We start from the raw sequence: 23,307 nt of genomic DNA on the forward strand, positions 1-23,307 counted from the left end.
GCCGGCGTTCCCGGCCAGGTAGCTCAGTTGGTACGAGCGTCCGCCTGAAAAGCGGAAGGTCGCCGGTTCGACCCCGGCCCTGGCCACGTTCGAAGAAGCCGCCTTGACTCAGGTCAAGGCGGCTTTCTTGCGTCTTGGCTATCGCCGGCACGCTTCGGCCGCTGCGGTACCTCCACGCGGGTCGAAGGGGGACCGGCAGGTGGCCGACGAACCGAGCAAGCTCGCCGCACACGGTGATGCCGCCGAGCTGCCCGACTGTTCTTGCTCGCTGGTGAGCCGACCGGCCTTGCTCAGGTTGTTGATCAAGCCGCGGAAGCCGGGATGACGCCCTTCGGCATTGGGTTCGGTGCGCTCCCTGACACGGCTGCGGCCGCGGGAACCGGCTTGGGAGAGTAGCGGGATGACCAGCGAGCTGTGGGACGCCGAGGCCGCGTCCTTCGACGACCAGCCCGACCACGGCCTCAAAGACCCCGCCGTGCGGGCCGCCTGGTCGGACCTTCTGCTGCCGCTCCTGCCGCCGGCTCCTGCGGCCGTTGTCGATCTCGGGTGCGGGACCGGCAGTCTTGCCGTGCTGCTTGCCCGGGCCGGGTACGTCGTGCACGGTGTCGATCTGTCCCGCGGGATGCTCGCCGTTGCCGCCGAGAAGGCCGCCGGGTTCGATGTCGAGCTGCGGGAGGGGGATGCCGCGGATCCGCCCTGCGCGCCTGGTGCTTACGACGTCGTCCTGGCGCGGCATGTGCTGTGGGCCCTGCCCGACCCGGCGGCCGCCGTGGGGACCTGGGTGTCGTTGCTGAAGCCGGACGGCCGGTTGGTGCTCGTCGAAGGCCGGTGGTTCACCGGCGCCGGGATCGCCGCCGGGGAGTGCGAACGCCTGGTTCTCGCGCACCGGGCCGAAGCGACCTTGACCCGGCTCGACGATCCCGCCCTGTGGGGTGGGCCGATCGAGGACGAGCGGTACGTGCTCGTCAGCCGGAGCTGAGCCGTGTACCGCCTCGAATCGGTGATCGGCGGTGATGCCGTGCTGCGCCGGCTGGCCGGGTCCGTCGTGGCCGCGCGGATCGTTCCGCTCCACGGCCCGCTGTCGATGCTGCTGATGACCGACGAATACTTCGACGCGGTCACCGTTCCGGGCGCCCCGAAGCTCGCGGGGTTCTGGAAGGCGCCGGCGGGGTTCGGCAGCTCGCTCGCCGCGTGCTCGGAACTGGGTCCTGTGGCCTACGTCGAAGCCGAGTACTTCGGCGGGGCCGGTACCCAGTCGGCGCAGGTCTGGCACCGCGGTGCCGTGCTGCTCGGTCCGCTGCACGTGGCCGAGAACGAGCGGCCGCCGGCCGACGGCAGCCCGATTTCGCAGGCCCTGCGCGCACTCGGCGTCCGGCGAGGGGCGCACTTCGACGAGTTCGACGCCGCCGGGCTCGGGCGCCACCGCCGGCCCGAAGACTGGCTCGCTAGGCCGAACGAGTGAACCGCCGGCGCCCATGTCCGGACTCGTCGCCCGGCGCCGACCACCCGGCGAAGGCAGCCACCCGGGCTGCCACCCACCTACCGGGAGCCGGACATGCGTTACCTCCTCACCCTCCACATGAACCCCACCCTCTGGGCCACCCTCACCGATGACCAGAAGAACGCCGTCTACGAAGGGCACGGGGCCTTCATCAAGCTCGTCACCGACTCCGGGGAGATGGTCGAGACCAAGGCGCTCGCCGAACCCGCCGAAACCCGGACCGTCCAGGTCAAGGACGGCCAGGCGGAGGTCAAGACCGGGCCCTTCGTCGAATCCGACGCCTTCCTCTGCGGCTACTACGTCGTCGACGTCGCCGGCGAAGGGCGGGCCGTCGAGCTGGCCGCGATGATCCCCGATGCCGCCTACACCGCCGTCGAGGTGCGGCAGGTCGTGCACGAAGGTTGACCTCCAGTAAGGTCGAGGGTCCATCCTGGACCCATGACCACCGAAGGGGAATGGGGTATCGGCGCCGTCGATCTCGACGCCTACCTCGCACGCACCGGGCAGACGCGCCGGGCACCGTCCGCAGCCGCGCTCACCGATCTGATGCGCGCGCACGTCCAGGCCATCCCGTTCGAGAACGTCGACGTCGTTCTCGGGCAGCACCAAGGGATTTCCCTCGACGTCGTGAGCGCGAAACTCGTCGGGCGGCGGCGGGGCGGCTACTGCTACGAACACAGTGGCCTCTTCGCCGCCGTCCTCGAGCAGCTCGGCTACACCGTGCACCGGCTTTCCGCGCGCGTGCAGCCGCGGCGGCCCGGGCCCTACACCCACATGACGCTCGCCGTCGACGTCGACGGGCAGCGCTTTCTCGCCGACGTCGGGTACGGGGCCGGGATCCTCGACCCGATGCCGCTCGTCGACGGCCACGAAGTCGACCAGGCCGGCTGGCCCCAGCGCATCAAGCAGAACGACGGCTGGTGGACGCTGGAAAAGGGCGGCGAGGACATCCTCGAGTTCCGGCTCAACGGCATGCACCCCATCGACTACGAGGTCTACCACCACTACACCTCGACGCACCCGAAGTCGCCGTTCACCGGGCGGCTGGTGATCATGACGCTCGAACCCGGCGTCAGCCGCCGGCTCCTCGGCCGGGAGCTCACCGTCGAACGTCCCGATGGCCGCAGCGAAACCACCACCATCGCTCCTGACGAACTCGACGCCTCCCTCAAGGACCTCGGCATCGAGCTGACGCCGGATGAGCTGGAGCGCCTGAAAGCCGTCTACTGACCGAACAGCTCGGCCGCCGGCACCGGGCGGCCGAGGTGGTAGCCCTGCGCCTGGTCGCAGCCGAGCCGGCGGAGCAGGTCCACCTGCTCCGCCGACTCGACGCCTTCGGCGATGACCGTCAGGTCCACCGCGTGCGCCATCGCGATGATGCTCGTGACGATCGCTTCGGCGTCCCGTGACTCGGCGATCCCGGTGATGAACGAGCGGTCGATCTTCAGCGTGTCCAGCGTCAGCCGGCGCAGCTGCGCGAGTGACGAATAGCCGGTGCCGAAGTCGTCGATCGCCAGCAGCACCCCCAGGGAACGCAGGGACGCCAGCACTTCCGCGGCCGCCTCCTGGTCGCGCATCAACGCGCTTTCGGTCACCTCCAGGCATAGCGCGCCGGCGGGCAGCCCGGTGCTCGCCAGCGCGTCCTGGACCGCCGGGACCAGGTGCGGGTCGTCGAGCTGGCGGGTCGAGAGGTTGACCTTCAGCGTCAGGTCGAGGCCCTGGCGGATCCGCCGCGCGGCGAGCTCGCGGGTCGTCGCGCGCAGCATCTCCTTGCCGATCACGTTGATCAGGTCGCTCTCCTCGGCGAGCGGGATGAACTCCGCGGGCGAGATCGCGCCCTGGCGCGGGTGCGTCCACCGCAGCAGCGCCTCCACCGCGACCATCTCGCCGGTCCGCAGGTCGACGACCGGCTGGTACGCGGGCCACAGCTGGCCGTCGTGCACCGCGTCGCGCAGGTCCTGCTCCATCCGCAGCCGCCGCTGCATCCGCTCGCGCAGCCCGACGTCGAAGAAGTGGTGCCGGCCCCGCCCGAGCGTCTTCGCCTGGTACATCGCGACGTCCGCGTCGCGCAGCAGGTCCTCGGCGCTGCGCCGGTCGTCGCGGCCGACGAGCACGACCCCGATGCTGGCGTCGAGGTGCAGTTGCCTGCCCAGCACGCCGATCGGCTCGGCCAGCGCCGCCCGCAGGTGCTCGGCCAGCGCGCGGACCTCGCCGGGGTCGGTGACCTCGGCGGTGACGACGACGAACTCGTCGCCGCCCAGCCTGCCGACCAGGTCGTCACGGCCCGAGCTGCGGCGCAGGCGTTCGCCGACGATCCGCAGCACCTGGTCGCCGACCGAGTGCCCGAGCGAGTCGTTGATGAGCTTGAACTTGTCCAGGTCGAGGAACAGAACCGTGACCGCGCCGCGCTCGCGGACGTCGAGCCGGCCCAGCACCAGGGTCCGGTTCGCCAGCCGGGTCAGCGGGTCGTGGGTGGCGTCGTGCGCGAGCTGCGCGCTGATCGCGCGGGTTTCGGTGATGTCGGTGAACGACGTGACCACGGCCATCGCCGCCGGGTCGTCCGGGTTGAGCAGCCGCGAGGTCAGCGACACCCAGACGTCGCGGCCGTCCGGCCGGCGCAGGCGGACGACCAGGCCGTTGTGCGTCACCCCGGTCCGCCGGGTCTGCACCGACGGCAGCTCGTCCGGCGGGATCCAGTGGCCGGACTCGGTGAACAGCGTCAGCGTGTGGCACGGAACGCCGATCAGGTCGGTTTCGGCGACGCCGAGGATCCGGCAGGCCGCCGGGTTCGCGGCTTCGATGAGCCCGGCCGGTCCCATCACCAGGACGCCTTCGTCGAGCGAGGCGACCACCGTCCGGTAGTTCTGCTCGGCCCGCCGCCGCGCGGTTTCGTCGGCGCAGACCAGCACGTAGCCGTCGTTCATCTCGGCGGCCGAGACGCGGATTGCGAGCGGCGCGCCGTCCCGCCGCCGGTGCACCGCTTCCGCGACACCGCCGCCGCGCCGGATGGCGGGCAGGTCCAGGGGTGCGCCGACGAGCTCGCTCGCGCGCCGCCCGACGGCCTCGGCCGCGGTCCAGCCGTAGACCGCCTCGGCGGCCGGGTTCCAGCTGGTCACGACGCCTTCGCCGGTGGTCGCGATCAGCGCGTCGCTGACGTGCGACACCAGCGCCGCCTGGTAGCGGAGGGCGTCGGCGGCCGCCTTCTTCGCCGTGATGTCCCGCATGACGACCTGGTAGGCGCCGTGGCCGGCCAGGCGCACCGACACCGTCTCCACGGCGAACTTGCTGCCGTCCAGCCGGGACATCAGCGCTTCGACCGGCTCGCTCGCCTGCCCCGGCCGGGTCAGTTCCGCCAGCTTCGCCACCACCGTGGCCCGTGACTCCTCGGCGACGAAGTCCGTGAACCGGCGGCCGACGACGTCGTCCGCGCAGCGGGCGGCGAACGTCTCCAGCGCGGCGCGGTTGGCGTAGGTGAGGACGCCGTTCTCGTGGACGCAGATCGCGTCCGGACTCAGCTCGACCAGCGCGGCGAGCGAGTCTGCCTCCATGAGCGTTCGTCCCCCATGCGGTCGGCGTGTGGCTCGTCGATTACACCACCGACTCCGGTTCGTGCCTACCCGCCGGAATCCGGTCCCGGCCTGCGGAAGCGCGCCGCAGCCGCGGTCCCCAGAACAGCAGCCCGAAGTGCGCGGCGAACGCGTGGCCGAGCAGCGTGACGATCGAGTCGAAGCTCGCCGGGTCGTCGCTCAGCCAGATCACCGCGATGAACGCCTCGGTCGCGGCGAGCGCCAGGAGCCGCGCGCGGCCGCCGAGGAGGAACACCAGGGCGCCGGCCGTGGTGAAGAAGCCGTAGCTGACCCCGATGTCGAGCCAGTGACCCGCCGAGGCCGGCAGCACGTGGAAGCTGATCAGGGCCATCACCGGCAGCTCGGTGACGAGCGTGGCCAGGACGTGGCCGGAGAAGAACACGATCGCCGCGCGGCGGATGCCGAACCGGCGTTCCAGCGGCGCGACGGCGATCGTGAAGATCACGACGTAGACGAGCCAGCCCTCGTCGGACAGCCAGAGCGCGCTGGTCAGCAGCGAGGTCAGCGGCCGGCGCCACAGGTTGTGGGCGTCGGTGCTGGACAGCCGCAGCAGCCGCTCGGTCAGGTCCGCGTCGGCGAACTTGAGCAGCAGCGTCGTGCCGAGCAGGACGACCAGGTAGCCGAAGGTGAACGGCGTCGTCTTCGGGTTCGGGACGAACTTCAGGACCGGCCACCGGCCGCGCACGCCGGCGGCCGCGGGGACCGGCCGTCCGGCTTTCAGCAGCATGGACTGAGCATCGGTGGTCATGCTGGGAGTATCACGAGCGCCGGCTTAGAAAACGCTGTGGAGAGTCACTGACTGTCAAGCTGAGCGTTACGTGACGATTTTTTGCCGGACCTTCACCCATTCGGGGGCCTTTTACGGTAAGAATACGGCCACGATGTCGGCCGGAAGGCCTCTCGGGAAGGTCTGTCGGGGTGAACGACGAAGTATCGGTCGCCGAGCTGCTCGTGCGCGAGGGCTGGGGTGACCGTCCGGGACCGGGTCAGTCGCGCTGGCGCGTGGTCGCGGTGATGCTGGCCGTCATCGTCGGCTGCGGTGCCGCCGCGGCGCTGGTCGCCTTCGGCGGCAAGGAACGCCAGGACGCGTCCCCGGTCGACCAGATCCAGGTCATCCCCTTCCCACAGCGCACGACCGGGCTGGGCGGCGCCGACCAGGCCACGGACTCCCCGCACGACGGCGGGATCGGCGGCGGCACCGGCGGCGACGTCGTCCCGGCCTCGGGTGAGCACCGCGGCACCGTCACCGAGGTGCCGGGCCGGACCTCGGCCACCGAGACCGGCAGCACCGGAACCGCGACGCCGACGGCCACGCCGACCGGTGGTGCCGGTTCGTCCACGCCGCCCACCGCGACGACGACGCCGGCCGGGAATCCGCCGCCGTCCGGTGGCCACTCGCCGGCCCCGACCACCACGCCGCGGCCCGAGCCGTCGTGCGTGCTGCTGGTCATCTGCTGGTAGATCAGGCCAGCTGTTCGGTCAGGTCGCTGAAGTCCGAGGTGTTCCAGCGCTCCGGGCGCATCACGATCGCGATGTTGTTGCCGTGGGTGCCGTCCATCGCGTCGGTGTACGCTTCGCTCACGCCCGGCGGCAGGTAGCGGGCCGCCATCTCGTGCCGCTCGGCCTTCGTCATCGGCCACGAATCCACCACCGGGCCCTCGGCCGACACGTACTTGTAGACCCCGTCCTGCTGCTGGACGCAGAGCGCGAACCGGCCGGCCGCCTCGATCAAGCGGGCCTTGCGCGAGCCGGGCGACGTCATCACGACGACGTCGCCGCCGGGCTCGTAGCGGTACCAGATCGGCGTGGTCAGCGGCGCACGCCCGGGCTCCGCCGCGACGCTGAGCACGCCGACCTGCGGCTCGGCGAGGAACCGCTCGCGCTCGTCCTTGGTCATCTTGCGGGCCATCACAGTCTCCTTAAAGCCATTCGATTTGACTTAAGGCTAGCCGTGGCTCGAGCACAAAAGCAAGTCGCTTTGCTTTAGGATGAGCGCATGACCCGACCCGGCGGCCGCAGCGCCCGTGTCCGCGACGCGGTGCACGACGCCGTCGTCGAACTGCTCGCGGCCGGCGAGATCGACGCCGCCATCCCGAAGATCGCCGAACGGGCGGGCGTGAACCCGACGAGCGTCTACCGGCGCTGGGGCAGCCGCGACGCCTTGATACTGGACGCGGCGGTGACGCGCCTGCGTTCGACGTCACCGATCCCGGACACCGGCTCGCTGCGCGGCGACCTGCTCGGCTGGGCCGAAGGCGTGGAGCGCGCGATGCGCGACCGGCACGGCCAGATCCTGCTCCGCGCGCTCGTCGCCACCCTGAACCCGGACGAGAAGCCGCTGGAGTACCTGCGGGCCCGCGGCGAAGACCTGCAGACCGCCCTGGACAAGGCCGCGGCCCGCGGCGAGCCGGTGCCGTCGGTCGACGAGGTGCTCGACTTCGTCCTGGCCCCGCTTTACGTGCGCGTGCTGTTCAGGCGCCCGATCGAGCCGGGCACCGCGGCGGCGCTCGTCGACCGGCTGCTCACGGCGTGTTGAGGGCCCCGTGCGGTCCAACCCAGGCGATGCGGGCGCGGACGTGGCTGCCGAAGCTGAAGAGGCGCAGTGCGCGGGTGGGTGCCGAGAAGCTCATTCGCCGGGTGTACTCGACGGTGATGACCTCAGCGTGGTCTGGGAACGCCATGCCCCAGGCGGCGATCCTGGCGTCGACGCGGTCACCGTATTCCTGAACGACGGCGAACAACTGCGGCGCGTCCTCGGCGACCATCTCTTGGATGAGTGCCGAGAACTCGGCTTCGTCGCAGAGCGGTGCCGCACCGGGCATTGCGGGTGCTGGTTCCGCCGGTGATTCAGATGTCATCGCGTACTCCATCGGCGCCGGACCCGGTTCGTCGCAAGGGCTGACGACACGGTCCGCAGGGGTCTTGGATCTTCCCCGCTCGCCGTGTCGTCAGCGGCTACTGTGTGGCTGGGTCAGAACTACATAGCAGCCACGTATCAAAGTAGTACGCTACAAAGTAGCGCGCTAGCTTTTAGCGTGGTCTTTTCGGGTGAAGAACGAGCCAGTGAGCTCTGCCGGGAGGTGACGCCGATGGTCGAGTCGAGCCGAAGCGCGCTTAAGAGATGGATCGGCGTAGAGCTGAAGCGGCTGCGTCTCCGTGCCGGGTACGAACGTGCTGACGTCGCGGACCGGCTGGGTAAGACCGCCGCCTGGCCGGGACACGTCGAGGTCGGCCGGAACTTGCCCAGCGCGGCTGATCTGGAAGTCCTGCTCACCTGGTACGGCCACGCGGACCGCATCCAGTTCTTCCGGACGCTCTTGGCCCGCGCGAAGAAGGGGCGAGACTGGTGGGTCGGCTTCTCCGACGTCACGCCTGAGTGGTTCACGATGTACCTGGGCTTGGAATCCATCGCACGACGGCTCAGCGGCTACGACGCCATGCTCGTGCACGGGCTGTTCCAGCTGCCCGAATACGCCGAGGCCGTCATTCGCGACGTCAACCCCACTCTGTCCGACGCCGAGGTGAATCGCCGCGTCGAGCTGCGCATGGCGCGCCACGAGGTGCTCACCCACCGGACGGACCTGGAGCCGCTGCAGGTGTGGCGCGTCATCGACGAGGCCGCGCTGCGCCGTGTCGTCGGTGGCTCGGCTGTGATGCGTCGCCAGCTCGAGCAGTTGATCAAGCTGGCCCAGCTCCCGAACATCACGGTGCAGGTCCTGCCTGCTGCCGCCGGTGGCCACCCGGGCGTGGAGGGCGCCTTCACGATCATGGACTACCCGGCCGAATTCGACGACGACCCGGGCACCGTTTGGTTCGAGTCGCGCATCCGGGGCACGTTCGTCGAAGATCCTGCGGAGATCGCCATCTACCGTGACGACCTGACCCGCATCCAGGTGAACAAGGCCCTCAAGCCGGAACAAAGCATCGCTCTGATCGAGCAAGTCGCGAAGGAGATCGCCCGATGAACCACCCTGAAGCCCTTCGCGTCCTCAGTGCCGCCGACGATTGGTTCAAGTCCAGTGCCAGCGGCGGCCAGGGTGAGTGCGTCGAGGTGAACACGACGAAGACCGAATGGGTCGGTGTCCGGGATTCCAAGCTCGGGGCGGGGTCTCCTGTCCTGGCTTTCACCCGAGCCCAGTGGCGGGCGGCGCTCAAGACGCTTTGAGCAGGTCCGGCTCCGCGCGCCGGCCGAGGTGGTTGAACAGGAGGTTGAGCACGAAGGCCAGCACCGCCGCCACCGTGATCGAACTTCCGCAGATCGTCTGCAGCCAGGCCGGGAAGTGCTTGAAGAAGTCCGGGGCGAACGCCGGCAGCAGACCCACGCCGAGGGCCACCGCCACCACGAATGTGTTGTGGTTGCCCGAGAACTCCACCGTCCGGAGGTTCTGGGCGCCGACCGCCGCGACCATTGCGAACATCACCACCGCGACCCCGCCGACCACCGGTTCGGGGATGGCCGCGATGAACGCGCCGACCTTCGGCACCAGGCCCATCAGCACGAGGATCCCGCCGGTCACCGCCACCACCCAGCGGCTGCGGACGCCGGTCATCCGCACCAGGCCGACGTTCTGCGCGAACGCCGTGTCCGGGAAGGAGTTCATCACGCCGCCGAGGACGGCCGAGACGCCGTCGGTCGCCAGGCCGCGGGCGAGGTCGGCGTCGGTCGGCGGGCGGCCGGTGATCTCGCCGACGGCGATCATGTCGGCGGTCGACTCCGTGAACGTCACCAGCATGACCACGCACATCGACAGGATCGCCGCCACCGGGAACGTCGGCGCGCCGAAGTGGAACGGCGACGCCAGCCCGAACCAGCCGGCCGCGCGCAGGCCGTCCCAGTGCACCAGGCCCATCGGGATCGCCACGGCCAGCCCGATCGCCAGCGCCAGCAGCGGCCCGACCTGGTTGGCGAACCCGCGCAGCACGCGGGTGAACAGCACAAGCAGCGCGAGCACGCCGAACGCCAGCCCGATGTGCGACGGCGCCGCGTAGTCCGGTGCCGCCGGGTCGTGGCCGGCGATCATCGCCGCGCCCGGGCCCAGCAGCGAGACGCCGATGACCAGCAGCAGCGTCCCGGTGACCAGCGGCGGGAAGAACCGGATCAGCTTCGCGAACGGCCGCGCGATGAGCAGCCCGAACACGCCGGAGGCGAGCATCGCGCCGTAGACCGCCGGCAGGCCGTACTGGGACGCGATCAGGATCATCGGGTTGACGACGGTGAACGTCGCCCCCGCCACCACCGGCAGCCGGATGCCGAGCAGCTTCCCGATGCCGATCGCCTGTATGAGCGTCGCGATGCCCGCGACCAGCAGGTCGGCGTTGACCAGCAGCCCGATCGTCGCCGGGTCGAGCTTCAGCGCGCTGCCGACGATCAGCGGCACCGCGACCGAACCGGCGTACATGATCGCCATGTGCTGGAGGCCGAGCAAGGCCAGCCGGCCGGCGGGCAGGCCCCGGTCGACCGGGTGGACCGCGGATTCCGTCATGATCGCCCCCTGGTGCAGCAGCCTGGTCGGTGTCACAGCCAACGCGGTGCCGGTGACGGTGGCAAGTCCTGGTCGTGATGATCATGTTTCGGGGGGCGGCGCGACGGCCGGGAATGTGTGACCATCGGTGCATGACTTCGGGTGGCATTTCCCAGGTGGGCCCGCCGTTTCGCGCCGATCACGTGGGGAGCCTGCTGCGGCCCCCGGTGTTGCGCGACGCACGACGGCGGAACGAAAGCGGTGAGATCAACGCGGAGCAGCTCCGCGCGGTCGAGGACGACGCGATCCGCGACGTGATCAAGATGCAGAAGGCCGCCGGGCTGAGCTCGGCGACCGACGGCGAGTTCCGGCGCGCTTCGTGGCACATGGACTTCATCTACGCGCTCGGCGGCGTCTCGAAGAGCGACCAGCGGCTGCACGTCAAGTTCCACAACCTGGCGGGTGACCTCGAGTTCAGCCCGCCGGGGCTGCAGGTCGACGGCAAGGTGCGGCTCGACGAGCCGATCTTCGCCGACCACTTCCGCTTCCTGCAGTCCCATGTGGACCCGGGCGTGACGCCGAAGCTGACCATCCCGTCGCCGAGCATGGTCTACTACCGCGGCGGCCGGGCCGCGGTCAGCGAGACCGTCTACCCGGACCTCGAGGAGTTCTTCGCCGACCTCAGCGCGGCCTACAAACAGCAGGTCACCGCGATGCACGGCCTCGGCTGCCGGTACCTGCAGCTCGACGACACCAGCCTCGCCTACCTCAACGACCCGGCGCAGCGGGAGCTCGTCGCGCGGATGGGCGGCGACCCGGACACCCAGCACCTGCGCAACATCGCGACGATGAACGCGGCGCTCGAAGGGCGTCCCGAGGACCTGACCGTGACGACCCACCTGTGCCGCGGCAACTTCCGGTCGTCGTGGGCCGCCGAAGGCAGCTACGAGTTCGTCGCGGAGGCGTTGTTCGGCGAGCTCGCCGTCGACGGGTTCTTCCTGGAGTACGACGACGAACGCTCCGGCGGTTTCGAGCCGCTGCGGTTCGTCCCGAAGGACAAGAAGGTCGTCCTCGGCCTGGTGACGACCAAGCGGCCGGAGCTGGAGGACCCGGACGTCCTGGTGCGGCGGATCGAAGAGGCTTCGCAGTATGTCGACATCGACCGGCTGTGCCTGTCGCCGCAGTGCGGCTTCTCCTCGACGGAGGAGGGCAACGACCTGACCCCGGACGACCAGCTGCGGAAGCTGGAGCTGATCGTCGCGACGGCCGACCGCGTCTGGGGCGGCAAGTGATCACCTGCGTCGTCGACTACGTCATCGACCCCGCGAAACTCCCCGACTTCGAACGCTTCGCCGCCGCGTGGATGCGGCTGGTGCAGCGCGAAGGCGGCGTCCACCACGGCTACTTCCTGCCGGCGGAGGGGGCGAGCGACGAAGCCAGGGCGCTGTTCAGTTTCGAGAGCCTCGCCGCGTACGAGCGCTACCGGACGCTGTTCGGCGTCGACCCGGACTTCATCGAGGCCGACAAGATCCGCGAGGAGAGCGGGTGCGTGGTGCGGTACCGGCGGACGTTCATGCGGCCGCTGCTGCCGGACGACGAAGAAGGGTGAGACACAGCGCGCAGCGGCCGCCTTCGGTGGTGGATCGCGTCCTCGACCTCCTGGGCGCCTTCACCGCCGAGCGGCCGCGGCTGACGCTGTCGGAGCTCAGCCGCCGCGCCGGGCTGCCGCTGTCGACCACGCACCGGCTCGCCGGCGAACTCGTCCGGCGTGGCGCACTCGTGCGCGACGAAACCGGCGGCTACCGCGTCGGGCTGTGGCTGTGGGAGGTGGCGTCGCTCGCCCCGCACGGCGCCGAGCTGCGGGAAAGCGCCATGCCGTTCCTCGAGGACCTCTACGAGGCGACGCACCAGAACGTGCAGCTGGCCGTGCTGGACGGGGCCGAGGTCGTCTTCGTCGAACGCATCTCCGGCCGCGGCGCGGTCAACGTCATGACCCGCGTCGGCGGGCGGCTGCCCGCGCACGCCACCGGCGTCGGCCAGGTGCTGCTCGCGCACGCCCCCGCCGAGGTCCGGGAGGAAGTGCTGGCCGGGCCGCTCAAGACGTTCACGCCGAAGACGATCGGCTCGCCCGCGCGGCTGCGGCAGGTCATGGCGGACGTCCGTCGCGACGGCTACGCGATCAGCGACGGCCAGATCGAGCTCATCGCCCTGTCGGTGGCCGCGCCGGTCCGCGACGCCACGGACGACGTCGTGGCGGCGATCTCGGTGGTCGTCCCGGCGGAGGGGACGGACCCGCGGACGCTGGTCCCGGCCGTGCGGGCCGCGGCGCGCGGCATCTCGCGGGTGCTGGGTGCGCCGCGGGCCCTGCGGTCGTCCGGCGGCTCCTCGACGGCTTGAGCCGGGTGTGGTCGGATGAGATCGAGGGTTGCCGGATCGGGTGAGGAGCAGGAATGACCACCGTTCTCGTCGTCGGTGCTGGTCAGAGCGGGTTCCAGGCCGTGGCTTCGCTGCGGGACCGGGGCTTCGCCGGCCGGGTGGTGCTGGTCGGGGACGAGCCGGGCGTGCCGTACCAGCGGCCGCCGCTGTCGAAGGCGTACCTGGCCGGTACCGCCGGGCTCGAGCAGCTGCACCTGCGCGGCGAGGACTTCTTCGCCGAGAAGGACATCGAGCTGGTCGCCGGCCGGGTGGCGAAGATCGACCGGGCGGCGCGGAAAGCCGAGCTCGAAGACGGCCGCGAGCTGGACTACGACTTCCTGATCCTGGCCACCGGCGCCCGCAACCGGACGCTGCCCGTGCCCGGCGCCGACCTGCCGGGGGTGCTGACGCTGCGCACCCGCGATGACGCCGACCGGCTGCGGGAGTCCCTCGCCCGAGCCGAAAACGTCGTCGTGGCCGGCGGCGGGTTCATCGGGCTGGAGTTCGCCTCGCACGCCGGCCGTCCGGTGACGATCGTCGAGGCGCAGGACCGCCTGCTCAACCGCGTCGCGACGCCGGAGATCTCCGCCTACTTCGCCGATCTGCACCGCAACGCCGGCCACACGGTGCTGCTCGGCCAGGGCGTCACGGCGATGCACGGCGACTCGCGGGTGCGTGAGGTCGAGCTCTCCGACGGCACCCGGCTGCCCGCCGACCTGGTCGTCGTCGCCGTCGGCGTGCTGCCCGAGACCACCCTCGCCGAGGCCGCCGGGCTGCCGGTGCGCAACGGCGTCGTCGTCGACGCGCACCTGCGCACGGCGGACGACCGGATCTTCGCCATCGGCGACTGCGCGAACTTCCCGTGCGTCCAGGCGGGCGCCGAGACGCGGCTGGAGTCCGTGCAGAACGCCGTCGACCAGGCCCGTTGCGTGGCCGCGGCGATCACCGGCACCGAAGAGCCCTACGCCAGCCTGCCGTGGTTCTGGACCGACCAGGCGGGCGCGAAACTGCAGATCGCCGGCATCCTTTCGGGCGCCGACCGGACGGTGGTGGCGGGCGACCCGGCGGCGGGCAAGTTCTCCGTGCTGTCCTTCCGCGACGACGTCCTCATCGCCGTCGAGTCGGTCAACCGGCCCGCCGACCACATCGCCGCGCGCCGCCTGTTCACCGCCGAGCCGAAGCCCGCCTACGCCGACCTCGAAGCCAGCGCCTTCGACCTCAAGGCGCACCTGAAGTCGCGGGCCGCGTGATGCGCACGCAGGTCGCGGTGATCGGCGCCGGCCCGGCCGGGCTGCTGCTCTCGTTCCTGCTGCACCAGGCCGGGATCGACTGCGTGGTCCTGGAGGCCCGCGACCGCGAGTACGTCCGGCAGCGCGTGCGGGCCGGCGTCTGCGAGCAGCCGACGGTCGAGCTGCTGACGTCGCTGGGCCTCGGCGAGCGGCTGGCGGCCGAGGGCATGCCGCACGAGGGGCTGTCGCTGCGGTTCGACCGCGCCGACCACCGGATCGCGCTGACCGAGCTGACCGGCCGCGCGATCACGGTGTACGGCCAGCAGGAGATCGTCAAGGACCTCATCGACGCGCACGAGGCCCGCGGGTACCCGATTTCGTTCGAGGTTTCGGACGTCGAATTGTCCGATGTGGACACTGTGCGGCCGGTCGTGCGCTACCGGGATTCCACCGGTGTGGCAAGAATTATCGAATGCGACGCCGTCGCGGGCTGCGACGGCTTCCACGGTATCTGCCGTCCGTCCATTCCGGACAGCGCGCTGACGGTGTACGAGCGCGAGTACCCGTTCGCGTGGCTGGGCGTCCTGGCGCGGACGCCGCCGTCGCACCACGAGCTCATCTACACCCACCACGAACGCGGGTTCGCCCTACACAGCATGAGGACGCCGGAGATCACCCGGCTCTACCTCCAGGTCGACCCCGCGGAGTCCGTGGACGCGTGGTCCGACGACCGGATCTGGGCCGAGCTGACCGCCCGGCTCGAGGTCGAAGGCGACTTCACGCTCCGCGAAGGCCCGATCCTCGACAAGGGCGTCACGCCGATGCGCAGCTTCGTCGCCGAGCCGCTGCGGCACGGGCGGCTGTTCCTGGCCGGCGACGCCGCGCACATCGTGCCGCCGACCGGCGCGAAGGGCATGAACCTCGCCGTCGCCGACGTCCGGGTGCTGTCGCGGGCGCTGGAGACGTTGCTGCGCGGCGACGAATCGCTCGCCGCGTCCTATTCGGACACGTGTCTGCGCCGGGTGTGGCGGGCCGAGCACTTCTCCTGGTTCATGACGACGATGCTGCACGCGGACCCGCACGCGGACGGGTTCGCGCGGCAGCTGCAGCTGTCGCAGCTGCGCTACACGACGTCGTCGCGAGCGGCGGCGACGAGCCTCGCGGAGAACTACGTCGGGCTGCCGTTCGCCTAAGATCGTCAACTCCTGGTTGACGGAAGACCGGTCGTCAACCTACAGTTGACGGCATGACCGAACTCCCTCAGATCAAGCTCGACGACCTCATCAACGCCATCAAGAGCAACCACGAACAGGACGCCCTCGCGCAGCTGACTGACGCCGTCTACGTGGGTCAGCACCTCGGCGAAGTGGCCGACCACCTGATCGGCCACTTCGTCGACCAGGCCCGGCGGTCCGGGGCGTCCTGGACCGAGATCGGCGCCAGCATGGGCGTCACGAAACAGGCCGCGCAGAAGCGGTTCGTGCCGAAGGTCGATCCCGGCGGTGACCCGAGCGGCAGCATCGAACGGCTCTTCGGCCGCTACACCGACCGGGCCCGGCACGTCATCGTCGAGGCGCAGAAGGCGGCCGTCGACCACGCCAGTCCGGAGATCGACACCGTGCACATCGTGCTGGGCCTGCTCAGCGAGCCCGCGGCCCTGGCGGCCGGGGCGATCCTGGCCCAGGGCGTGCAGCTCGACGCCGTCCGCGAAGCCGCCGAAGCCCGGTTGCCCGAGCCGGTGGACCCGGCGCCGAACCCGGTCCCGTTCACCGGAGCCGCGAAGAAGACCCTCGAGCTGACCATGCGCGAAGGCCTGCGGCTGGGGCACAACTACATCGGCACCGAACACATGCTGCTGGCCCTGCTGGAACAGGGTGAGGGCAGCGGCTTCGAGGTGCTCGACGGCCTGGGCGTCAAGAAGGACGAGGCCGAGGCGAAGATCCTGGAGGTGCTGGCGGAGATCCTCGCCGCCCGCGGGCAGTGAGGCTCCTGCTCGCCGCGGCGCTCCTGGCGTTGCTGCTGGTGACGCTGCTCTGACCGGGTGGGACCAGGGGGTCTTCCCGGCCAGAGCAGCGGCTGGTCAGGCTTCGGACTCCGGGCGGCCGTCGGCGGCCCAGGCCGTGTGGAACGAGCCTTCGCGGTCCACCCGGCGGTAGGTGTGGGCCCCGAAGAAGTCCCGCTGGCCCTGGACCAGCGCGGCCGGCAGCCGGTCCGCGCGGAGGCCGTCGTAGTAGGCCAGCGCCGTCGAGAAGCCCGGCGTCGGGATGCCGAGCTTGACCGCGGTCGAGATCACCGAGCGCCACGAGTCCTGCGCGTCCTCGACCGCCTTGCGGAAGCCACCCGACGTCAGCAGCGTCGGCAGCTCCGGCTCGTCGGCGTAGGCCGCGGTGATGTCGTTGAGGAACTTCGCGCGGATGATGCAGCCGCCGCGCCAGATCGAGGCGACCTTGCCCAGGTCGATGTCCCAGCCGTACTCCGTCGCGCCGGCCTGGATCTGGTTGAAGCCCTGCGCGTACGCGACCACCTTCGACGCGTACAGCGCCTGCTCGACGTCGTCGGCGAAGCGGTCCAGCGCGGAACCCGACAGCGGCGCCGCCGAAGGACCGCCGAGCCCGCGGGCCGCCGCGCGCAGCGACTTGGAGCCGGACAGCGAACGCGCGAAGACGGCTTCGGCGATGCCCGAGATCGGGACGCCCAGGTCGAGGCCGATCTGCACCGTCCAGCGGCCGGTGCCCTTCTGCTCGGCGGCGTCCTCGACGATGTCGACGAACGGCTTGCCGGACGCCTTGTCGACGTGCGCGAGCACGTCGGCGGTGATCTCGATCAGGTAGGAGTCCAGCCGGCCGGTGTTCCAGGTGCGGAACACGTCGGCGATCTCGGCCGGGGCGTAGCCGCCCGCGTGCCGGAGCAGGTCGAACGACTCCGCGATCAGCTGCATGTCGGCGTACTCGATGCCGTTGTGCACCATCTTGACGAAGTGCCCGGCGCCGTCCGCGCCGATGTGCGTGCAGCACGGCTCGCCGTCGACCTTGGCCGAGATGTCCTCGAACAGCGGGCCGAGCGACTCGTACGACTCCTTCGAGCCGCCGGGCATGATGCTCGGCCCGTGCAGCGCGCCTTCCTCACCGCCGGAGACGCCGCTGCCGACGAAGTGCAGCCCACGCTCGCGCAGCGCTTTCTCGCGGCGGCGCGTGTCGGCGAAGTGCGCGTTGCCGGCGTCGATGATCACGTCGCCCTCTTCGAGCAGCGGCGCGAACTCCTCGATGACGGCGTCCGTCGGGCCGCCGGCCTTGACCATGATCACGACCTGCCGCGGCCGCTCCAGCGCGTCGACGAACTCCTGCGCGGAGTACGCCGGGATGAAGTCGCCCTCGTCGCCGAACTGCTCCACCAGCGCGCGGGTCCGCTCCTCGGACCGGTTGTGCAGGGCCACCGTGTGGCCGTGCCGGGCCAGGTTGCGGGCCAGGTTGCGGCCCATGACCGCCAGGCCGGTGACCCCGATGCTCGCCTTCTTGCTCATCCGAATCCTTCCGAAGTCTCTCTCGATTCACCCTAGGCCACAGTGCGGCGCAGCCGCTCCTTTGAGGGTGGTGGTGGGGGCATGGATGGATAGTCCGATCGAGGCCTCAACGGAGGGCACGGAGGAGCAGCTCACCTAGTTCAGGAGAAGCAGCGGATGGGCCCCTTGTTGATCGCGAGCATGTCGGTGATCGCCGCCACCAGGTCGATGTCCGCGCCCCACTCGGCGCCGTCGAGCTCGGCGTACGCCCGGTGCAGGTTGCCCGGCAGCCGTTCCTGCTCGGTCAGCTCCGAGAACTCGCCCAGGTCGGTCTCCTTCGCCACCTCCAGCGGGGACAGCCCGGCGGCCTTGCCGCGCTCGGCCGTCTTCTGGACGAAGGCCAGGTACCGGTCGACCGTCTCCACGACGTCCAGTCCGCACGGGCCGCCGTGACCAGGCAAGATCACGTCCGGTTCGAGTTCCCGGATGACGTCGAGCCCGGCGCGCCAGCCGGCCACCGAGCCCATCAGCGCGAACGGGCTGCCGCCGTGGAACACCAGGTCACCGGAGTAGAGCACGCGCTGCTCCGGCAGCCAGACCAGCACGTCGTTGGTCGTGTGGGCCGCGTGGCCGGGGTGGATCAGCTGGATCTCGACGTCCCCGGCGTACAACGTCAGCCGGTCGTCGAACACGACCTCCGGTGGCCGCGACTTCAGCTCGCCCCAGTCGTTGCCGACGAAGACGCCGTCGAACGTCTGGATGCCCTCGGCGACCATCAGCTCGCGCGTCTTGCGGTGGCCGATCACCGTCGCGCCCTCGACCAGGTAGTTGCCGTTGGTGTGGTCGCCGTGGTGGTGGGTGTTCACCAGCGTCGTCACCGGGCTGCCGGTGGCGGCCTGGACCGTCTCGAGCAGCGCGCGCGTGCGGCGCTCGGTGGAGCACGTGTCTATGAGCACGGTGTGGTCGCCGGCGTCGACGAACCCGCAGTTGTTGATGTACCAGGAGCCGTCCGGCTGGACGTAGCCGTGGACCCGGTCGGCCAGCCGGGTGACGGCGGCGGCGGAGGGCGAACGATCGGTCACGGGGTCACTATGCCGGAGAGACGGCTCCTCCGGTTGGCGGAATAATTCGGAATTTCACTGGTCCAGGCGAGTGATACCGCAGGTGACTGGCATTCCGCGGCGTTTCCTGGAACGCTGCGCGATGTCATCATCGAGATCCGCAAGGTGAAGCACTAACCTGGGTGGGTTCGATAGTTCGTGTGTGACGGCGGCCGGTGGCCGCCGTCGCTTGTAGTGGTCCGGGAGAGCAGGGCGATGGCCAGCACCGTCACCTCGCGCCGGAAGCAGCTCGGGAACGAGCTCCGGCATGCCCGCACCGCGGCGCGGATGACACAGCAGCAGGTCGCCGAGGTCCTCGGCTGCACCCAGGGCAAGGTCAACAAGATCGAGTCCGGTGCCGTCGGGGTGAAGCTCGGGGATGTGCGATCCATGCTGAACGCATTCGGGATCAACGGCGAAGAAGCCGACACGCTGATGAACCTGGCGCGCGCCGCCGCCGGGCAGCGCGGCCACTGGTCCGGCTACCGCTCGGTGGTGCCGCACTGGTTCCGCACCTTCACCGACCTGGAACCCGCGGCCGCGGAGATCCTCACCTGGCACGGTGAGCGCATCCCCGGCCCGCTGCAGTCCGAGCACTACATGCTCAAGCAGTTCACCGAGGCCGGCGCGACGGACGTGACGTCGCTGGTGCGCAACCGGCTCGACCGCAAGGCCGTGTTCGAGCAGCAGCAGCCGCCCTACTACCGGTTCATCATCAGCGAAGGCGCGCTGCGCCGGGCACCCGGCGGGTACGCGCCCGCGGTGATGCTCGACCAGGTCGAGCACCTGCTCTCGCTCGAGAAGCACCCGCGGGTCTACGTGCACGTACTGCCGTTCGGCGCGCGGCTGGCCGCGGTGCCCAACGACTTCACGATCATGCGGTTCCCGGACCGCACGCGGGACTTCGTCTACATCGAGCACTCCGCCGGCGGGCTCTACCTCGACGACGTCAAGGACTTCAACATCTTCGTCGACTCCTGGGACAGGCTGCGCGGAGCCGCGCTGGAACGCCAGGAGACCCGGCAGTTCCTCAAGGAGCTCGCGGAGGGTTACCGCGCCCAGATGCAGCAGCTCCAATAGGGCGAATGGCCCTGTGAACTGTCCCGGGCTGTGAACAACTTTCGGTAGAGTCACTCCGTTGCGCCCGAATCCACCGGAAGTTGCCGCCCGAAGGGGAACGTCGTGGACCCCGACTTCCTGCCCGATGCCATCGATCTCGACCGCCCGAACGTCGCGCGGATCTACGACTGGGCGCTCGGCGGCACCGCGAACTGGGCGATCGACCGGCAGTACGGCGAGCAGGCGGTGCAGGCGTTCCCGCTGGCGAAGGTGCTCGCCCGCAGCAACCGCGACTTCCTCGGCCGGGCCGTGCGCTACTGCCTCGCCGAAGGCATCACGCAGTTCCTCGACCTCGGCTCGGGCATCCCCACGGCCGGCAACGTGCACGAGGTGGCCGACGACTACGCCGACGACAGCCGCTGCGTCTACGTCGACCACGAGCCGGTGGCCGTCGCGCACGGGCGGATGCTGCTCGAAGAGGCAGGCGACCCCGAACGGCACGCCGTCCTGCACGCCGATCTGCGGGACGTCGAAGAGGTCTGGGAAGCCGCGCTGGCGACCGGCGTGCTCGACCCGGACCAGCCGATCTGCCTGCTCACCGTGGCGGTGCTGCACTTCCTGCCGGAAGCCGGCGGGGTCCGCGAAGCCATCCGCGACTACCGGACGCTCCTGGCCCCCGGGTCGGCGTACGTGCTTTCGCACGCGACCGAATCCGGCGTCGAAGGCGAAGAGCTGGAGCAGATCCGGCGGCTGGTCAAGCTGTCCGAGCGGTCGAGCTCGCCCGCGATTTCCCGGTCGCTCGACGAGATCGCCGCGTTCTTCGGTAACTTCGACGTCGTCGAGCCCGGAATAGTGCCTGTGGGAGAGTGGCGCCCCGAGCCCGGCGCCGCCACGGTCCCCCTCGCGAGCGTGGTCGGCGGTGTCGGCCGCAAGCCTGGAGGACGCAATGAGCACGCAGGACCCCGAAGCCCCTGAAGGCGTGGACCTGGACCGGCCGAACGCGGCCCGCATCTACGACTGGTTCCTCGGCGGCGACGCCAACTGGGCCATCGACCGGCAGTTCGGCGAGCAGGCCGTCAGGACCTTCCCGATGATCAAGACCGTCGCCCGCGCCGGCCGCGACTTCCTCGGCCGCGGGGTGCGGTACCTCGCCCGCAACGGCATCGACCAGTTCCTCGACCTCGGCTCCGGCGTCCCGACCGTGGGGAACGTGCACGAGGTCGCGACGGAGGTGAACCCGGACGCGCGGTGCGTGTACGTCGACAACGAGCCGGTCGCCGTCGCCCACTCGCAGATCCTGCTGGAGCAGGAGGGCGTCGCGGACCGGCACGCGGTGCTGCAGGGCGACCTGCGTGACCCGGCCGACATCTGGAAGCGCGCGCTCGACACCGGCGTCCTCGACCCGAACCGCCCGATCGCCCTGATCATGGTCGGCGTCCTGTACTTCCTCGGCGCCGACGAGCCGGTGGCCCAGACCATCCGGAAGTACCTGTCGCTGCTGCCGTCCGGCTCGTACTTCCTGTCCTCGCACCTGACGAGCGACGGCCTGCAGGAGATGGCCGACGCCGACAGCCGCGAGCGGATCATGAAGCAGTACAACCAGTCGAGCACCCCGCTGCACCTGCGCACCCGGACGGAGTTCACGTCGTTCTTCGAGGGGCTGGAGCTCGTCGAGCCGGGCATCGTCTACCTGCCGGAGTGGCACCCCGAGGAAATCGAGTCCAAGGCCACGAAGAAGCTCGCGAACGACCCGGCGTTCGTCGGGCACCTCTGCGGCCTCGGCCGCAAGCCGTGACGGCCGCCGCCTACGACGCGGTCGCCGTCCGGTACGCCGAATTCGTCGCCGGAACCTGGGACGACCACCCGCTCGAGCGGGCGGTGTGGACCGCGTTCGCGGATTCCGTCCGCGGCCGCGGCCCGGTCGCCGACCTCGGCTGCGGACCCGGCCACCTGACCGCGCACCTGCGCTCGCTCGGGCTCGACAGCTTCGGCGTGGACCTGTCGCCGGCGATGGTCGAGCTCGCCCGGGCCGCGCGGCCGGACCTGCGCTTCGAAGTGGGTTCCATGGCGGCGCTGGACCTGCCCGACGCGTCGCTGGCCGGGATCCTGGCGTGGTACTCGCTGATCCACACGCCGCCGGCGGAGATTCCGGCGTACTTCGCCGAATTCGCCCGGATGTTGGCACCCGGCGGTCACGTTCTGTTGGGGTGCTTCGAATCCGGGGGTGGCCCGCTGACGCCGTTCGACCACAAGGTGACGACGGCCTACTGCTGGCCGATGGACGAACTGGCCGGATTCGGGGCTGCGGCGGGCTTTACCGAGGTGGGACGGGTGTACCGCGAGCCGGTGGCGGGGGAGCGGCCGATGCGGCACGGCAGCCTGCTGCTCCGGAAACCGTAGCCCGGCACGGAAAGAGCCCCGGTTCCGCAGGAAACCGGGGCTCTCGGTGGTGGTACGGCAGTTCAGGCTTCAGACGCGGGTACCGAGCCGGCCGCGCAGCAGTGGCGTCAGGTCGATCGACGCCTCCAGCGGGCGGGTCGTGCGGACCCCGTCGGAGTGGCGCCGCAGCGGCAGGTCCTGGTCCGTCGCCCACGTCGTCGTCTTGCGCAGCGGTGCCTGGATCAGGCTGAAGCCGAAGCGGTTGCGGAGCTCGTTGCCGATGCCCCGGCGGCCACGGTGTTCTTCGTCCTCCCGGCGGAACAGCGAGTTCACCCGGACGGCCATCGTCTACACCCCCAGCTCTCGTCGCGGTGACCGGGCGGGTTCGCCGCCGGTCAGGTGCGCGCGGATCAGCCCGGTCGTGGCCGTGGCGGCGCGTCCGGAGACGTGGGGCCTGTCCTCGACGATCACGCTGATCCTCCCCCATGAGGTCGTGCGGCTGCTTGGGTTCATCCGGCCCGGCGCTGGTCGATCCGGCAGCTCAGCCCGCGTCGACGACCGTCCGCCGCGAGCAGGCAGTCGTTCACCGACACCAGCGCCCCGGCCGATGCGATTAATCCTACTCCTGGAATAATCTTCATGTCGAGGCCGGAGCTAGTTGATCACCCGCTTGGCCCTGTGGCTTGCGCCATTGAGACACTGAGTAGCCGGGAGCGGGGGCATTTCGACCCGTTCGCGGCCGCGACCCATCGATCCTCGGAGGTACGACCCATGGCGGATTATCCGTCGTTCGCGGATTACGATCCGAACACGGCCGTGTCTATGTTCGAAGAGGCCGCCTGGGAGAAGTCGTTCGCCAGCGAGCCCAACGGCGGCAGCTGCGTCGAGGTCAACCTCGGCCGGGACGGCGTGATCGGCGTCCGCGACACCAAGCTCGCGACCAGCCCCGTCTTCGTCTTCGACAGCGCCGAGTGGGAAGCGTTCCTGATCGCGGTCAAGGCCGGGCAGTTCGATCTGCCCGCCTGAGCCCGTCCGTCCGGCTGTGGCCGGCGTGGCGGCTGGAGAAACGGCTGGAG

General features: G+C 70.4%; 28 protein-coding genes and 1 tRNA gene. 20 read left to right on the top strand and 9 right to left on the bottom strand.

Translation table 11 applies throughout. The features are described 5' to 3' along the window. The first annotated feature begins 12 nt into the window (after nucleotides 1-12). The 5 genes from AB0M93_RS30510 (at nucleotide 13) to AB0M93_RS30530 (ending at nucleotide 2,731) form a co-directional block, all read left to right on the top strand. Nucleotides 13-86 (top strand) — tRNA-Phe (locus AB0M93_RS30510). Nucleotides 87-400: 314 nt separating this feature from the next. After that, the gene (locus AB0M93_RS30515; RefSeq protein WP_364279393.1) at nucleotides 401-979 is read left to right on the top strand and encodes a class I SAM-dependent methyltransferase; all 579 of its coding nucleotides are present in this window, start codon (nucleotides 401-403) and stop codon (nucleotides 977-979) included. Nucleotides 980-982: 3 nt separating this feature from the next. After that, nucleotides 983-1,462: a hypothetical protein gene (locus AB0M93_RS30520; protein WP_364279395.1), complete on the top strand. Its 480-nt coding sequence runs from the start codon at nucleotides 983-985 to the stop codon at nucleotides 1,460-1,462. Nucleotides 1,463-1,555: 93 nt separating this feature from the next. Further along, nucleotides 1,556-1,906, top strand: coding sequence for a YciI family protein (locus AB0M93_RS30525; protein ID WP_364279397.1), 351 nt, complete (start codon nucleotides 1,556-1,558; stop codon nucleotides 1,904-1,906). 33 nt (nucleotides 1,907-1,939) lie between these two features. Continuing rightward, on the top strand, nucleotides 1,940-2,731 hold the full coding sequence (locus AB0M93_RS30530) for an arylamine N-acetyltransferase (RefSeq protein WP_364279400.1): 792 nt from the start codon (nucleotides 1,940-1,942) through the stop codon (nucleotides 2,729-2,731). Here AB0M93_RS30530 and AB0M93_RS30535 read toward each other — a convergent pair. Then, the gene (locus AB0M93_RS30535; RefSeq protein WP_364279403.1) at nucleotides 2,725-5,049 is read right to left on the bottom strand and encodes an EAL domain-containing protein; all 2,325 of its coding nucleotides are present in this window, start codon (nucleotides 5,047-5,049) and stop codon (nucleotides 2,725-2,727) included. The two genes, AB0M93_RS30530 and AB0M93_RS30535, sit on opposite strands and share 7 nt — an antisense overlap. A 40-nt stretch (nucleotides 5,050-5,089) precedes the next feature. After that, the gene (locus AB0M93_RS30540; protein ID WP_364279406.1) at nucleotides 5,090-5,836 is read right to left on the bottom strand and encodes a rhomboid-like protein; all 747 of its coding nucleotides are present in this window, start codon (nucleotides 5,834-5,836) and stop codon (nucleotides 5,090-5,092) included. Between the two features lie 170 nt (nucleotides 5,837-6,006). Here AB0M93_RS30540 and AB0M93_RS30545 point away from each other — a divergent pair, with 170 nt between their 5' ends. Continuing rightward, nucleotides 6,007-6,549 (top strand): hypothetical protein, encoded by a 543-nt coding sequence (locus tag AB0M93_RS30545; RefSeq protein ID WP_364279408.1) that lies wholly within the window; start codon nucleotides 6,007-6,009, stop codon nucleotides 6,547-6,549. A gap of 1 nt (nucleotide 6,550) precedes the next feature. Here AB0M93_RS30545 and AB0M93_RS30550 read toward each other — a convergent pair whose 3' ends face one another. After that, nucleotides 6,551-6,997 carry a pyridoxamine 5'-phosphate oxidase family protein gene (locus AB0M93_RS30550; RefSeq protein WP_364279411.1) on the bottom strand — a complete coding sequence of 149 codons (447 nt, stop codon included), beginning with the start codon at nucleotides 6,995-6,997 and terminating at the stop codon, nucleotides 6,551-6,553. Between the two features lie 87 nt (nucleotides 6,998-7,084). Here AB0M93_RS30550 and AB0M93_RS30555 point away from each other — a divergent pair, with 87 nt between their 5' ends. Then, on the top strand, nucleotides 7,085-7,624 hold the full coding sequence (locus AB0M93_RS30555) for a TetR/AcrR family transcriptional regulator (protein WP_364279414.1): 540 nt from the start codon (nucleotides 7,085-7,087) through the stop codon (nucleotides 7,622-7,624). On the opposite strand, the gene AB0M93_RS30560 is transcribed toward AB0M93_RS30555, so the two are convergent. Beyond that, nucleotides 7,611-7,958, bottom strand: a complete 348-nt coding sequence (locus AB0M93_RS30560; protein WP_364279417.1) for a hypothetical protein — start codon at nucleotides 7,956-7,958, stop codon at nucleotides 7,611-7,613. The genes AB0M93_RS30555 and AB0M93_RS30560 overlap by 14 nt on opposite strands. Before the next feature lie 219 nt (nucleotides 7,959-8,177). On the opposite strand from AB0M93_RS30560, the gene AB0M93_RS30565 reads away from it, so the two are divergent. Both AB0M93_RS30565 and AB0M93_RS30570 read left to right on the top strand, forming a co-directional pair. After that, nucleotides 8,178-9,053 (top strand): helix-turn-helix transcriptional regulator, encoded by an 876-nt coding sequence (locus AB0M93_RS30565; protein WP_364279420.1) that lies wholly within the window; start codon nucleotides 8,178-8,180, stop codon nucleotides 9,051-9,053. Continuing rightward, nucleotides 9,050-9,253, top strand: coding sequence for a DUF397 domain-containing protein (locus AB0M93_RS30570; RefSeq protein WP_364279422.1), 204 nt, complete (start codon nucleotides 9,050-9,052; stop codon nucleotides 9,251-9,253). The genes AB0M93_RS30565 and AB0M93_RS30570 overlap by 4 nt, the downstream gene beginning before the upstream one ends. Here the strand turns inward: AB0M93_RS30570 and AB0M93_RS30575 are convergent. After that, nucleotides 9,240-10,571, bottom strand: coding sequence for a nucleobase:cation symporter-2 family protein (locus AB0M93_RS30575; RefSeq protein WP_364279424.1), 1,332 nt, complete (start codon nucleotides 10,569-10,571; stop codon nucleotides 9,240-9,242). The two genes, AB0M93_RS30570 and AB0M93_RS30575, sit on opposite strands and share 14 nt — an antisense overlap. 131 nt (nucleotides 10,572-10,702) lie before the next feature. Between AB0M93_RS30575 and AB0M93_RS30580 the strand changes: the two genes are divergently transcribed. The 6 genes from AB0M93_RS30580 to AB0M93_RS30605 are packed head-to-tail and all read left to right on the top strand — an operon-like array spanning nucleotide 10,703 to nucleotide 16,178. Further along, entirely contained in the window at nucleotides 10,703-11,842 is a 1,140-nt protein-coding gene (locus tag AB0M93_RS30580; RefSeq protein ID WP_364279426.1) for a 5-methyltetrahydropteroyltriglutamate--homocysteine S-methyltransferase, read from the top strand. Beyond that, nucleotides 11,839-12,159 (top strand): NIPSNAP family protein, encoded by a 321-nt coding sequence (locus AB0M93_RS30585; RefSeq protein ID WP_364279429.1) that lies wholly within the window; start codon nucleotides 11,839-11,841, stop codon nucleotides 12,157-12,159. The genes AB0M93_RS30580 and AB0M93_RS30585 overlap by 4 nt, the downstream gene beginning before the upstream one ends. After that, nucleotides 12,156-12,947, top strand: a complete 792-nt coding sequence (locus tag AB0M93_RS30590) for an IclR family transcriptional regulator (RefSeq protein ID WP_364279431.1) — start codon at nucleotides 12,156-12,158, stop codon at nucleotides 12,945-12,947. Before AB0M93_RS30585 ends, AB0M93_RS30590 begins: the two co-directional genes overlap by 4 nt. 53 nt (nucleotides 12,948-13,000) lie before the next feature. Then, nucleotides 13,001-14,215 (top strand): FAD-dependent oxidoreductase, encoded by a 1,215-nt coding sequence (locus tag AB0M93_RS30595; protein WP_364279433.1) that lies wholly within the window; start codon nucleotides 13,001-13,003, stop codon nucleotides 14,213-14,215. Continuing rightward, nucleotides 14,212-15,387 (top strand): 4-hydroxybenzoate 3-monooxygenase, encoded by a 1,176-nt coding sequence (locus AB0M93_RS30600; RefSeq protein WP_364279436.1) that lies wholly within the window; start codon nucleotides 14,212-14,214, stop codon nucleotides 15,385-15,387. Before AB0M93_RS30595 ends, AB0M93_RS30600 begins: the two co-directional genes overlap by 4 nt. 53 nt (nucleotides 15,388-15,440) lie before the next feature. Then, the gene (locus AB0M93_RS30605; RefSeq protein ID WP_364279438.1) at nucleotides 15,441-16,178 is read left to right on the top strand and encodes a Clp protease N-terminal domain-containing protein; all 738 of its coding nucleotides are present in this window, start codon (nucleotides 15,441-15,443) and stop codon (nucleotides 16,176-16,178) included. Between the two features lie 96 nt (nucleotides 16,179-16,274). Here the strand turns inward: AB0M93_RS30605 and gndA are convergent, their stop codons facing one another. Next, nucleotides 16,275-17,714 (bottom strand): NADP-dependent phosphogluconate dehydrogenase, encoded by a 1,440-nt coding sequence (gene gndA, locus AB0M93_RS30610; protein WP_364279441.1) that lies wholly within the window; start codon nucleotides 17,712-17,714, stop codon nucleotides 16,275-16,277. A 140-nt stretch (nucleotides 17,715-17,854) separates the two neighbouring features. Further along, complete coding sequence (locus AB0M93_RS30615; protein WP_364279444.1) at nucleotides 17,855-18,775, bottom strand: MBL fold metallo-hydrolase; 921 nt, start codon at nucleotides 18,773-18,775, stop codon at nucleotides 17,855-17,857. Nucleotides 18,776-19,009: 234 nt separating this feature from the next. On the opposite strand from AB0M93_RS30615, the gene AB0M93_RS30620 reads away from it, so the two are divergent. From AB0M93_RS30620 to AB0M93_RS30635, 4 genes are all read left to right on the top strand, one after another. Next, nucleotides 19,010-19,873, top strand: a complete 864-nt coding sequence (locus tag AB0M93_RS30620) for a helix-turn-helix transcriptional regulator (protein ID WP_013222333.1) — start codon at nucleotides 19,010-19,012, stop codon at nucleotides 19,871-19,873. A gap of 102 nt (nucleotides 19,874-19,975) precedes the next feature. After that, nucleotides 19,976-20,827 carry an SAM-dependent methyltransferase gene (locus AB0M93_RS30625; protein ID WP_364279446.1) on the top strand — a complete coding sequence of 284 codons (852 nt, stop codon included), beginning with the start codon at nucleotides 19,976-19,978 and terminating at the stop codon, nucleotides 20,825-20,827. Beyond that, nucleotides 20,799-21,647: an SAM-dependent methyltransferase gene (locus AB0M93_RS30630; RefSeq protein WP_364279449.1), complete on the top strand. Its 849-nt coding sequence runs from the start codon at nucleotides 20,799-20,801 to the stop codon at nucleotides 21,645-21,647. Before AB0M93_RS30625 ends, AB0M93_RS30630 begins: the two co-directional genes overlap by 29 nt. Then, nucleotides 21,644-22,252, top strand: a complete 609-nt coding sequence (locus AB0M93_RS30635; RefSeq protein WP_364279452.1) for a class I SAM-dependent methyltransferase — start codon at nucleotides 21,644-21,646, stop codon at nucleotides 22,250-22,252. Before AB0M93_RS30630 ends, AB0M93_RS30635 begins: the two co-directional genes overlap by 4 nt. Nucleotides 22,253-22,321: 69 nt before the next feature. Here the strand turns inward: AB0M93_RS30635 and AB0M93_RS30640 are convergent, their stop codons facing one another. Both AB0M93_RS30640 and AB0M93_RS30645 read right to left on the bottom strand, forming a co-directional pair. Continuing rightward, a complete protein-coding gene (locus AB0M93_RS30640; RefSeq protein ID WP_364279454.1) occupies nucleotides 22,322-22,576 on the bottom strand; it encodes a hypothetical protein in 255 nt (84 codons plus the stop codon). A gap of 3 nt (nucleotides 22,577-22,579) precedes the next feature. After that, nucleotides 22,580-22,702 carry a hypothetical protein gene (locus AB0M93_RS30645; protein ID WP_364245441.1) on the bottom strand — a complete coding sequence of 41 codons (123 nt, stop codon included), beginning with the start codon at nucleotides 22,700-22,702 and terminating at the stop codon, nucleotides 22,580-22,582. Nucleotides 22,703-23,002: 300 nt separating this feature from the next. Here AB0M93_RS30645 and AB0M93_RS30650 point away from each other — a divergent pair, with 300 nt between their 5' ends. Beyond that, a complete protein-coding gene (locus tag AB0M93_RS30650; RefSeq protein WP_364279457.1) occupies nucleotides 23,003-23,257 on the top strand; it encodes a DUF397 domain-containing protein in 255 nt (84 codons plus the stop codon). Nucleotides 23,258-23,307 lie beyond the last annotated feature (50 nt).

Source organism: Amycolatopsis sp. NPDC051102 (assembly GCF_040682815.1).
Taxonomy (GTDB): Bacteria; Actinomycetota; Actinomycetes; order Mycobacteriales; family Pseudonocardiaceae; genus Amycolatopsis.

Coding starts and splice junctions, on each gene's coding strand:
- AB0M93_RS30530 (WP_364279400.1), top strand. CDS start 1,940: ATGACCACCGAAGGGGAATGGGGTATCGGCGCCGTCGATCTCGACGCC.
- AB0M93_RS30650 (WP_364279457.1), top strand. CDS start 23,003: ATGGCGGATTATCCGTCGTTCGCGGATTACGATCCGAACACGGCCGTG.
- gndA (WP_364279441.1), bottom strand. CDS start 17,714: ATGAGCAAGAAGGCGAGCATCGGGGTCACCGGCCTGGCGGTCATGGGC.
- AB0M93_RS30605 (WP_364279438.1), top strand. CDS start 15,441: ATGACCGAACTCCCTCAGATCAAGCTCGACGACCTCATCAACGCCATC.
- AB0M93_RS30630 (WP_364279449.1), top strand. CDS start 20,799: ATGAGCACGCAGGACCCCGAAGCCCCTGAAGGCGTGGACCTGGACCGG.
- AB0M93_RS30555 (WP_364279414.1), top strand. CDS start 7,085: ATGACCCGACCCGGCGGCCGCAGCGCCCGTGTCCGCGACGCGGTGCAC.
- AB0M93_RS30535 (WP_364279403.1), bottom strand. CDS start 5,049: ATGGAGGCAGACTCGCTCGCCGCGCTGGTCGAGCTGAGTCCGGACGCG.
- AB0M93_RS30575 (WP_364279424.1), bottom strand. CDS start 10,571: ATGACGGAATCCGCGGTCCACCCGGTCGACCGGGGCCTGCCCGCCGGC.
- AB0M93_RS30580 (WP_364279426.1), top strand. CDS start 10,703: ATGACTTCGGGTGGCATTTCCCAGGTGGGCCCGCCGTTTCGCGCCGAT.
- AB0M93_RS30595 (WP_364279433.1), top strand. CDS start 13,001: ATGACCACCGTTCTCGTCGTCGGTGCTGGTCAGAGCGGGTTCCAGGCC.
- AB0M93_RS30560 (WP_364279417.1), bottom strand. CDS start 7,958: ATGGAGTACGCGATGACATCTGAATCACCGGCGGAACCAGCACCCGCA.
- AB0M93_RS30570 (WP_364279422.1), top strand. CDS start 9,050: ATGAACCACCCTGAAGCCCTTCGCGTCCTCAGTGCCGCCGACGATTGG.
- AB0M93_RS30515 (WP_364279393.1), top strand. CDS start 401: ATGACCAGCGAGCTGTGGGACGCCGAGGCCGCGTCCTTCGACGACCAG.
- AB0M93_RS30525 (WP_364279397.1), top strand. CDS start 1,556: ATGCGTTACCTCCTCACCCTCCACATGAACCCCACCCTCTGGGCCACC.
- AB0M93_RS30550 (WP_364279411.1), bottom strand. CDS start 6,997: ATGGCCCGCAAGATGACCAAGGACGAGCGCGAGCGGTTCCTCGCCGAG.
- AB0M93_RS30540 (WP_364279406.1), bottom strand. CDS start 5,836: ATGACCACCGATGCTCAGTCCATGCTGCTGAAAGCCGGACGGCCGGTC.
- AB0M93_RS30620 (WP_013222333.1), top strand. CDS start 19,010: ATGGCCAGCACCGTCACCTCGCGCCGGAAGCAGCTCGGGAACGAGCTC.
- AB0M93_RS30565 (WP_364279420.1), top strand. CDS start 8,178: ATGGTCGAGTCGAGCCGAAGCGCGCTTAAGAGATGGATCGGCGTAGAG.
- AB0M93_RS30640 (WP_364279454.1), bottom strand. CDS start 22,576: ATGGCCGTCCGGGTGAACTCGCTGTTCCGCCGGGAGGACGAAGAACAC.